3 protein-coding genes are annotated in these 9139 nt (G+C 46.6%); 2 read left to right on the top strand and 1 reads right to left on the bottom strand.

Annotated features, from left to right (window positions below; genetic code table 11):
* Positions 1 to 144: 144 nt before the first annotated feature.
* Entirely contained in the window at positions 145 to 4653 is a 4509-nt protein-coding gene (gene gltB, locus AC4E7D_RS07635) for a glutamate synthase large subunit (protein ID WP_490173219.1), read from the top strand.
* 4 nt (positions 4654 to 4657) lie between these two features.
* Complete coding sequence (locus tag AC4E7D_RS07630; RefSeq protein ID WP_490173218.1) at positions 4658 to 6124, top strand: glutamate synthase subunit beta; 1467 nt, start codon at positions 4658 to 4660, stop codon at positions 6122 to 6124.
* 351 nt (positions 6125 to 6475) lie between these two features.
* Here AC4E7D_RS07630 and AC4E7D_RS07625 read toward each other — a convergent pair whose 3' ends face one another.
* Positions 6476 to 8881, bottom strand: coding sequence for a Lon protease family protein (locus AC4E7D_RS07625; protein ID WP_490173217.1), 2406 nt, complete (start codon positions 8879 to 8881; stop codon positions 6476 to 6478).
* Positions 8882 to 9139: the final 258 nt, after the last annotated feature.

Here is a 9139-nt window from a genome sequence, read left to right as displayed (position 1 = left end):
ATACCGCAATTTCGAGACTACTTTTTTTACAAATTGCATAATATTTAACATAATACTGCGTATGTTGAATTTTTTATTGCTTTTGAAATAAAACCCCTCAATTTTTCTAAGCAATGCGATACTTTAGCGAAAATATCGCAATCTATGCTTAGCAAAAAACAAGGGTTATACCTGCCTGAATTTGAACATGATAATTGCGGGGCAGGGTTCATATGCAGCCTGGAGGGCAAGAAGTCCAATGATATCATTCATAAGGCGCTTGAGATCCTGGACAAGCTTGAGCACCGCGGTGCAGTTAGTGCAGATGGTAAAACCGGGGATGGTGCTGGCGTGCTTATTGACATTCCACACGAATTCTTTAAAGAGGTTTGTCCTTTCCCGCTTCCGGAACCAGGTACGTATGCCGTAGGCAATGTCTTCCTGCCCCAGCGCAAAAATCAACGTGAATTCTGTATAAGAACCTTCGAAGAGCAAATCAGACTGCAGGGGCTTACCCTCCTGGGCTGGCGTGATACTCCAGTTAACCCCGCCATTCCCGGACGTATCGCAAAAGAAAGCGAACCTTTTGTTAAACAGGTATTTATTGACAAGGGAGAGGGAGCACATGACGATTTCGATTTTAACCTGAAACTTTATATCGCCAGGAAAGTAACGGAACACACCATTAACGACTCACGTCTCTCTGACCGGCATTTCTTTTACATCCCCAGTCTCTCCACCCGGATCATTATTTTCAAAGGGTTGTTAATGCCCCATGATATCAAACTCTACTACAAGGACCTGATGGACCCCAGAGTAGTGACCAGACTGGCATTGGTACATCAGCGTTTTTCTACCAATACCTTTCCTACCTGGGACCTGGCACAGCCTTTCCGTTACATGTGCCATAATGGCGAGATCAACACACTGAGAGGTAATATTTCCCGAGTGCGATCCCGGGAAGAGTTATTGAAAAGTGATCTATTCGGGCCTGAAATCAAGAAAATATTACCTGTAATCCTACCGGGAAAATCAGACTCGGCCACTATGGATATGGTAGTAGAATTACTGTTGATGACCGGCAGGTCCCTGCCCGAGGTAATGATGATGCTCGTCCCGGAGGCCTGGGAAAAAAACCCGGAAATGTCCGAGGACAAAAGGGCCTTTTACGAATATAATTCCTGCCTGATGGAACCCTGGGACGGACCGGCGTCTATTCCCTTTACAGACGGCAATTACATCGGTGCTGTTCTTGACCGGAACGGACTAAGGCCTTCCCGCTACAGCGTAACCAAAGACGGCTATGTAATCATGTCTTCTGAAACCGGGGTAGTGGACCTGAAACCAGAGAATATTGCCTTACATGGCCGTCTTGAACCTGGAAAGATGTTCCTGGTTAATATGGAAGAAGGGCGAATCGTCAACGACGAAGAAATCAAGTCCGAAATCGCGAAAAAATACCCCTACAAGGAGTGGCTGGACAACAACCTGGTGCATTTAAAAGACATCCCTTATAATGACTGCCCCTTGTTCCTCGATGAAGCCCCCTTGGAGAAACGCAAGGCAGTCTTCGGTTACACCCTGGAGGATATCAATACCATTATCCTTCCTATGGGGAAAAACGCAAAAGAACCTATTGGTTCAATGGGATCAGATACACCCATTGCGGTACTATCGGAAAGGCCTCAATTACTATACAATTATTTCAAGCAATTGTTTGCCCAGGTAACCAACCCACCTTTAGACGGGATACGGGAAGAGTTGATCACTGATATCAGCCTTACCCTGGGGAGTGATCAGAACCTCTTTGAGTATACGGAACTGCATTGCCGCAAGCTCAAGATACAGAACCCGGTAATCTCGAAAGAAGATCTGGACAAGATCAAAAATTACGATGCCAGCCCGGACTACAAAGTTGTTTCTATTCCTATCCTATATGAGATCAATCGCGGGCACAATGGACTGGAAGACGGACTGGAAACTATACTACAAACAGCGGAAAAGGCGATAGACAAGGGAGCAAATATCATTATCCTATCCGACAGAAACCTAAGTGAGGACCTGGCTCCTATCCCTGCCCTCCTGGCCTGTTCCTACGTAAACAGTGGCCTGAGGGCACTTGGAAAACGTTCCAAACTCAGCATCATTGTAGAATCTGCAGAACCCCGGGAAGTGCATCACTTTGCCTTATTATTCGGCTTTGGTGCCAGTGCCATTAACCCTTACCTGGTAAATGAAATTATCGCGGAACAAATAGAAGCACAGGACATCACCGAATTCACTTTTGAAGAGGCCGTTAAGAATTACAATAAGGCCATCGGAAAAGGCATCCTGAAGGTGATGAATAAGATCGGCATCTCCACCTTAAACTCTTATCGTGGTTCTCAGTTGTTCGAATGTATTGGCCTGAACACCCAGGTGGTGGATCATTACTTCCCTAATACCCCTACACGTATTCAGGGAATCGGGTTGTACGAGATCGAAAAGGAGATTGCCAAACGGCACCAGAAGGCCTTCCAAAAGTCCAAAGTGGCGGCAAACCTCGAGCTGGAAATCGGTGGCGAATACCGCTGGCGAAGGGATGGGGAAAAACACATGTTCAACCCGCTCACGATCGCCAAACTGCAAAAGGCCGTTCGTAATAATGAGCCAACCACTTATAAGGAATACGCTGAACTGGTCAATGAGCAATCCAGGCAGCTTATGACGATAAGAGGGCTATTTGAATTTTCTAATTTTGATCCCATCCCCCTGGAAGAAGTGGAACCCTGGACCGAAATCGTCAAGCGATTTAAGACTGGCGCCATGTCTTATGGATCCATCAGTAAGGAAGCGCACGAAAACCTGGCCATTGCCATGAACCGGATCGGTGGTAAAAGCAATTCCGGTGAAGGCGGGGAAGATGCGGATAGGTTTTACCGCAACCAGACCGGAGATTGGAAAAACAGCGCTATAAAGCAGGTCGCTTCTGGTCGATTCGGGGTTACTGCAAATTACCTTACCAACGCCCAGGAGATACAGATTAAGATGGCGCAAGGGGCAAAGCCCGGGGAAGGCGGACAGTTACCGGGTCCCAAGGTAGATCCGGCAATTGCCAAAACCCGTAACTCTACCCCGTATGTAGGGCTTATTTCACCCCCTCCTCATCACGATATCTATTCTATCGAAGACCTATCTCAATTGATATATGATTTGAAATCGGCCAACCGGGATGCCCGCATCAATGTGAAACTCGTTTCCGAAGTTGGTGTAGGGACGGTTGCCGCTGGGGTCTCAAAAGCCAAGGCTGATGTGATCCTGATCTCTGGTCACGATGGTGGTACCGGGGCCTCTCCCCTGACCTCCCTCAAACATGCCGGGCTCCCATGGGAACTGGGGATTTCAGAAGCCCAGCAAACCCTGGTGATGAATGACCTGCGCAACCGGGTGGTTCTGGAGTGCGACGGGCAATTAAAAACAGGTCGGGATGTCGCCATTGCCTGCCTGCTTGGCGCAGAAGAATTTGGTTTTGCCACGGCCCCTCTGGTCGCTTCGGGTTGCATTATGATGCGGGTATGCCATCTGAATACCTGTCCGGTTGGCATTGCTACCCAGAATCCCGAACTGCGGAAAAAATTTGAAGGAAAACCAGAACATGTGGTAAACTACATGTATTTCGTCGCCCAGGAATTACGGGAAATTATGGCCAAGCTGGGGTACCGTACCGTGAATGAAATGGTTGGGCAGGTGCATAAATTAGATCGGAATCCGGCAATCGACCACTTTAAGGCCCAGGGAATTGACCTGTCTCCCATTCTCCATCAGGTAAATGTGCCTAAGGGGACCAAGTTATACAATACCAAAAAGCAAAAGCACGAGGTGGATACATCCATAGAATTTGAGATCATTGAACAAGCCCATCCTGCTTTATTCCGTAAGGAAAAGATCACGCTTGATTTTCCCATCCGTAATACAGATAGAGCTGTTGGCGCAATTATCAGTAATGAAATTTCAAAGATCTATGGATCGGAAGGACTGCCCGACAATACATTGAAAATAAACTTTACCGGATCTGCAGGACAAAGCTTCGGGGCTTTCGCCACAAAGGGCCTTACTCTGGTGGTCAATGGAAATACGAACGACTATCTTGGAAAAGGCCTTTCCGGTGCCCGAATTGTAATAAAAGTACCGGAGACGTCCACCCTGAAACCGGAAGAGAATATCATCATTGGCAACGTCACCCTGTATGGTGCGACTTCAGGAGAAGCCTATATCAACGGAAAAGCAGGCGAGCGCTTCTGTGTACGGAATTCTGGTGCCAGGGCAGTTGTGGAAGGTATTGGCGACCACGGTTGTGAATACATGACCGGGGGTGTTGCTGTAGTGCTTGGTGAGGTGGGGCGAAATTTCGGAGCAGGAATGAGCGGAGGAATCGCTTATGTATATGACCCTAACAAGACATTTGAAAGCAAGTGCAATAAGGAAACGCTTAACCTGCTACCGGTTGAAACCGCCAAGGATATCAAAGAACTCAAAGAACTTATAGAAAACCATTACAACACTACGCTGAGCCCGTTGGCACAACGTATCCTCGAAAACTGGGAAGTGTCACTACCACATTTTGTAAAGATCTTCCCTGAGGAATACCGGCAGGCCTTGTTGCGTTTGGAAAAGGAAAAATCACAAATCATTTAAGCAGATGGGGAAGACTACGGGATTTATGGAATTCGGACGAAAGGTAGATCAGTATGAAGCTGTGGCGGATCGTGTAAAGCATTTTAAGGAATTTACCATTCCCTTAAATGAAAAAGCTCTTCAGGATCAGGGAGCACGATGCATGGATTGTGGCATACCGTTTTGTCACAGCGGATGCCCCTTAGGCAACCTGATCCCCGATTTTAATGATGCAGTATATAGGGGCAAATGGGAACAGGCCACTGCTATCCTCCATGCCACCAATAATTTCCCTGAATTTACGGGGAGGCTATGTCCGGCTCCCTGTGAAGAAGCATGTGTGCTTGGAATAAATGAAGATCCCGTATCCATAGAAAATATCGAGAAGCACATTGTGGAAACCGCTTTCAATAAAGGGTGGATCAAGCCACAATCCCCGCTAGAGCGTACGGGAAAGAAAGTAGCCGTGGTAGGATCGGGGCCGGCAGGCCTTGCGGCTGCCCAGCAACTCAACAGGGCAGGTCATCAGGTCACCGTATTCGAAAGAGATGAAAAGCCTGGCGGGCTTCTCCGATATGGGATCCCGGATTTTAAAATGGAAAAGCATGTCATTGACAGGCGCTTGACTATTCTTGAGGAAGAAGGAATAGCATTCCGGTGTGGAGTACATATTGGGGTGGACATCCCTGCCAAGAAATTACAATCTGAATTTGACGCCGTCCTTCTATGTGGAGGGGCTGCAGTGAGAAGAAAACTCCCAATCAAAGGAGCTGAGTACAAGGGGGTTGTTCAGGCCATGGATTTCCTGGCTCAAAACAACCGGCGGGTTGATGGGATCAGTGCCTTTGAGGAGGAACTACTTGCCAAAGACAAACATGTTATTGTAATTGGAGGTGGGGATACGGGATCCGATTGTATCGGGACCTCGTTCAGGCAAGGTGCCAAATCTGTGGTAAACTTTGAAATTATGCCGAAGGCAAGCCTGGATAGACCTGATCATCAACCCTGGCCCTTCTGGCCGATGCGATTGCGCACCAGTTCCTCCCACCGGGAAGGTGCCGAACGGGTATTTAGCATTTCTACCAAGGAATTCATCAGTGATGGGAAGGGAACTCTAAAGGGCCTGCTGACTGTGGAAGTAGTTTGGGAAAAAGAAGCAGGAAAACGACCCGTCTTAAAGGAGGTTCCGGGAACAGAAAAAGAGTGGAAATGCGATATGGTACTTTTGGCCCTTGGATTTACGGGATCAGAAATGACCATAGCCCGGGAATTGGGCCTGCAAGCTGATTCGAGAACGAATATTAGGGCTTCTTCCCTGGATTACCAAACCAATGTACCCGGGGTATTTGTAGCCGGGGACCAGCGCAGGGGGCAATCGCTTATCGTTTGGGCCATTTCGGAAGGGCGACAGGCAGCACATCATGTAGATGCCTATTTAATGGGGGCCTCCAAACTTCCGCTAAAGGGTGAGGGGGACCTTCCGCGGGTGTAGTACTTTTTTGAATGCTTTCACAATTCAGGTCCGGCAACTATTTTGTACGTCAGGGGGAATAGGGACGGTAATCCCCGGGGGCATTAGGTTCTTTTTATGGTTACCGATCGGTTACCTATTTCAGCAAAAATCGCGAGAGGGACCTGCCCAGAATTTAGGCCTACCCATTGTGATTGCTCTTTGCATTATTCTCAGATAAATTGATCTTTGGGGAGGAGGCGCATTGCGCCCCGCGGTGAGCCTACAAGAGAATACCTTACAGAAAGGTGCAGCCTTCTTGGCTGATAAACCCCAAGATAAAGAGAACTCTGGAAACAAAAGCAAGTAGTGCTCCTGTACCCGGTATGTTACTCAATAGGAGAACTGTTCCTCTTGCATGCTCCGCGCAGATGCTGCGAGTACATTAGCGTTTAGCTCCTTTATCCGCTCATCCACCCTGTAGTGTACAGAATTCTTTGAAAAGGAACCGCCCTGTAAGTGTTTACCTGCCGAATATCCGGTAATGATTTCGAGTCCGTCATCTACATTATCAATTGCCCAGACGGAGAAGAGACCTTGTTCTACCGCGGTTACCACCTCCTTTTTCAGTATCAGGTTGTCCAGATTAGGCCTGGGTATGATCACCCCCTGTTCCCCGTTCAGGCCCTTCTGAGCACATACCTCAAAGAATCCTTCAATCTTTTGATTGATGGCCCCCACAGGTTGCAGTTCTCCTTTCTGGTTCAATGATCCTGTCACCGCTATTCCCTGTTTTATGGGGAGGTCGGCAAGGCTTGACAGTAGCGCGAACAGTTCTGCGCAGGAAGCGCTGTCCCCTTCAATTTCCGAATAACTCTGTTCAAAGACCAGGCTGGCATACAAACTCACCGGTTTATCCTGTCCGTACTTCTCCAGCATGTATCCCTGGAGAATCAGCGTCCCTTTGGTATGAATAGGTCCGGAAAGCTTGGCCTCCCTCTCAATATCGATCAGTCCAACTTTTCCGGTGGCAATACTTGCTGTTATTTTATTAGGCCTGCCAAATCGAATATCTCCTAAATCGAGAATTGATAACCCGTTTATCTGCCCTGTTTTCGAATCCTCCAGGTTAATCATCAAATGTTTTCTTTTAATCATTTCATTGATTTTTTCCTGGATCAGGTTAGAACGAAAATATCGCGCATCGATGGCCTGATCAACATGCTCCAAGGTTATTTCATCAGTTTTGGCCTCACGTGCATAGTGGTCAGCCTCATGAATAATATCACGGATTTCCCTGAATTTAATGGAAATCTTTTCCCGGTCATCAGCCATCCTAGAGGCATGTTCTATAAGTCTGCCCATGGCCGCATCACTAATCTCATGTAATCCGTTCTCTCGTTGGATCTTATAAGTAACCCCGGCAAAATCTTCAATATTTTTTCTCGAGTAGTCCATCGACGTATCAAACTCCGCTTTTACTTTAAAGAGTTCCTTAAAATCTTCGTCGAGTTCATAGAGCAGGTAGTACCATCTCGGTGAACCGATCAGAATTACCTGGATATCCAGCGGAATGGGTTCCGGTTTTAGGCTTTTTGCGCTGATAATTCCCAGTTGTTCACGGGCGTCTTCAATGACTATTTCGCTGTTTTTCAGGGCTCTTTTAAGGCTTTCCCATGAAAAGTAAGAAAATAGCAGATCTTTCAGCGGTATGATAAGGTAGCCCCCATTCGCTTTGTGCAAAGCTCCTCCACGAATTAGGGTAAAGTTTGTGATGAGGGTGCCCATATAGGACTCGTGTTCTACCTTTCCAAAGAGGTTATTTAATGTTGGATTAAGTTCCAGTACAATCGGGGCGCCGGATAACCCGGTATTATCGGTGACTACATTCACGTCGAATTTCTGAAACCGCATTTCCCCTTTTGATTCGGGGCTGTTCTGTTTAATCGTGGCCTTAAGGAAACTGTGTAAATTGGTAGTAATGTCTTTTTTGATCTCCTCAAGGTGGAGCAATACATCTTTAAAGTCCTGGTACTTTTCTTTCAGCTCTTGCAATAGGGTATCGATAGCATAGGAAGCGATACTCTCATCCAGTTCCAAAAGAGATTTGTTGCTATTGCGCTCTATCTCCCTGTTTTTCCTGATCAATTCAAAGAGTTCATCCTTGAGCTGGGATTGTTTTTTCAGGATGTTCTGCCGTTCTTTTTTGTTGAGTTTCTCAAAATGTTCATCACTCAGAGGATTTCCTTTTTCATCTATTGGGATAACAAGGATTTCTATTGGTGTTCTCGTTACGGTAAAATTATTCTCCCTGGCCTTCTTGTTTATTTGCCGGAATAATTCTTTTTCCTCCTGCCTGAACTTCTCTATGATTTTCTCTTTCCTGTCGTGATACTCTTTACTTTCAAAAGCGTTTATCAGGACTTTTTGAATTTCATTGATCAATTGTTGTATTTCCATCCGGAATGTCTGTCCGCCACCATTGGGCAGTTGGAGTTTTTTGGGATAGAAAGAATCTTGGAAATTGTTTACATAGCACCAATCTCCCGGTGTTACTTCCAGTTTAGCTTTTTCCTCAAGAAAATGATTCACCGCTTTGGACTTACCACTTCCCGGATACCCGGAAACATAGATATTAAAGCCTCCCCTCTTGTTTCCAATGCCAAATTCAAGGGCTTTTAAGGCGCGTTCCTGTCCTATCAGGGGTTTCGCGGGTTCTGTTTCGCGCAAAAGTTTCCAGTTAATTTTCTCAATGGGTATTTCTCTTCGTAAATCCTTGACTTTTAATGTTTGTATCATGGCTGGATCAGAATAAATTACACAAAATAAAGATAGAGTAACCAGTTATTCCCTACCATGATGCTCATCAGCTATCTAAGGGGCACTTAAACTAGTGTGGCAATGATCAGCCTGCTAGTATAATGCTGTATTCTAGCTTAAGTTGATTGTGGGGAGGAGGCGCATAGCGCCCCATGGAGGGTTATGGGGAAGGGGGTGGTAGGTGGTCCCTGACGTATTGCTGACGCCTGGTCAGCATCCGGACCGGTTTACCGCCGC

It is taken from the genome of Lentiprolixibacter sp. (assembly GCF_982873095.1).
Note: the sequence above shows the minus strand (reverse complement) of the source record. Positions and strands in the feature narration are given on the sequence as shown.

Bases quoted from the DNA above. Each gene is read 5' to 3' on its own strand.
- AC4E7D_RS07630 (WP_490173218.1), top strand. From the start codon at position 4,658: ATGGGGAAGACTACGGGATTTATGGAATTCGGACGAAAGGTAGATCAG.
- AC4E7D_RS07625 (WP_490173217.1), bottom strand. From the start codon at position 8,881: ATGATACAAACATTAAAAGTCAAGGATTTACGAAGAGAAATACCCATT.
- gltB (WP_490173219.1), top strand. From the start codon at position 145: ATGCTTAGCAAAAAACAAGGGTTATACCTGCCTGAATTTGAACATGAT.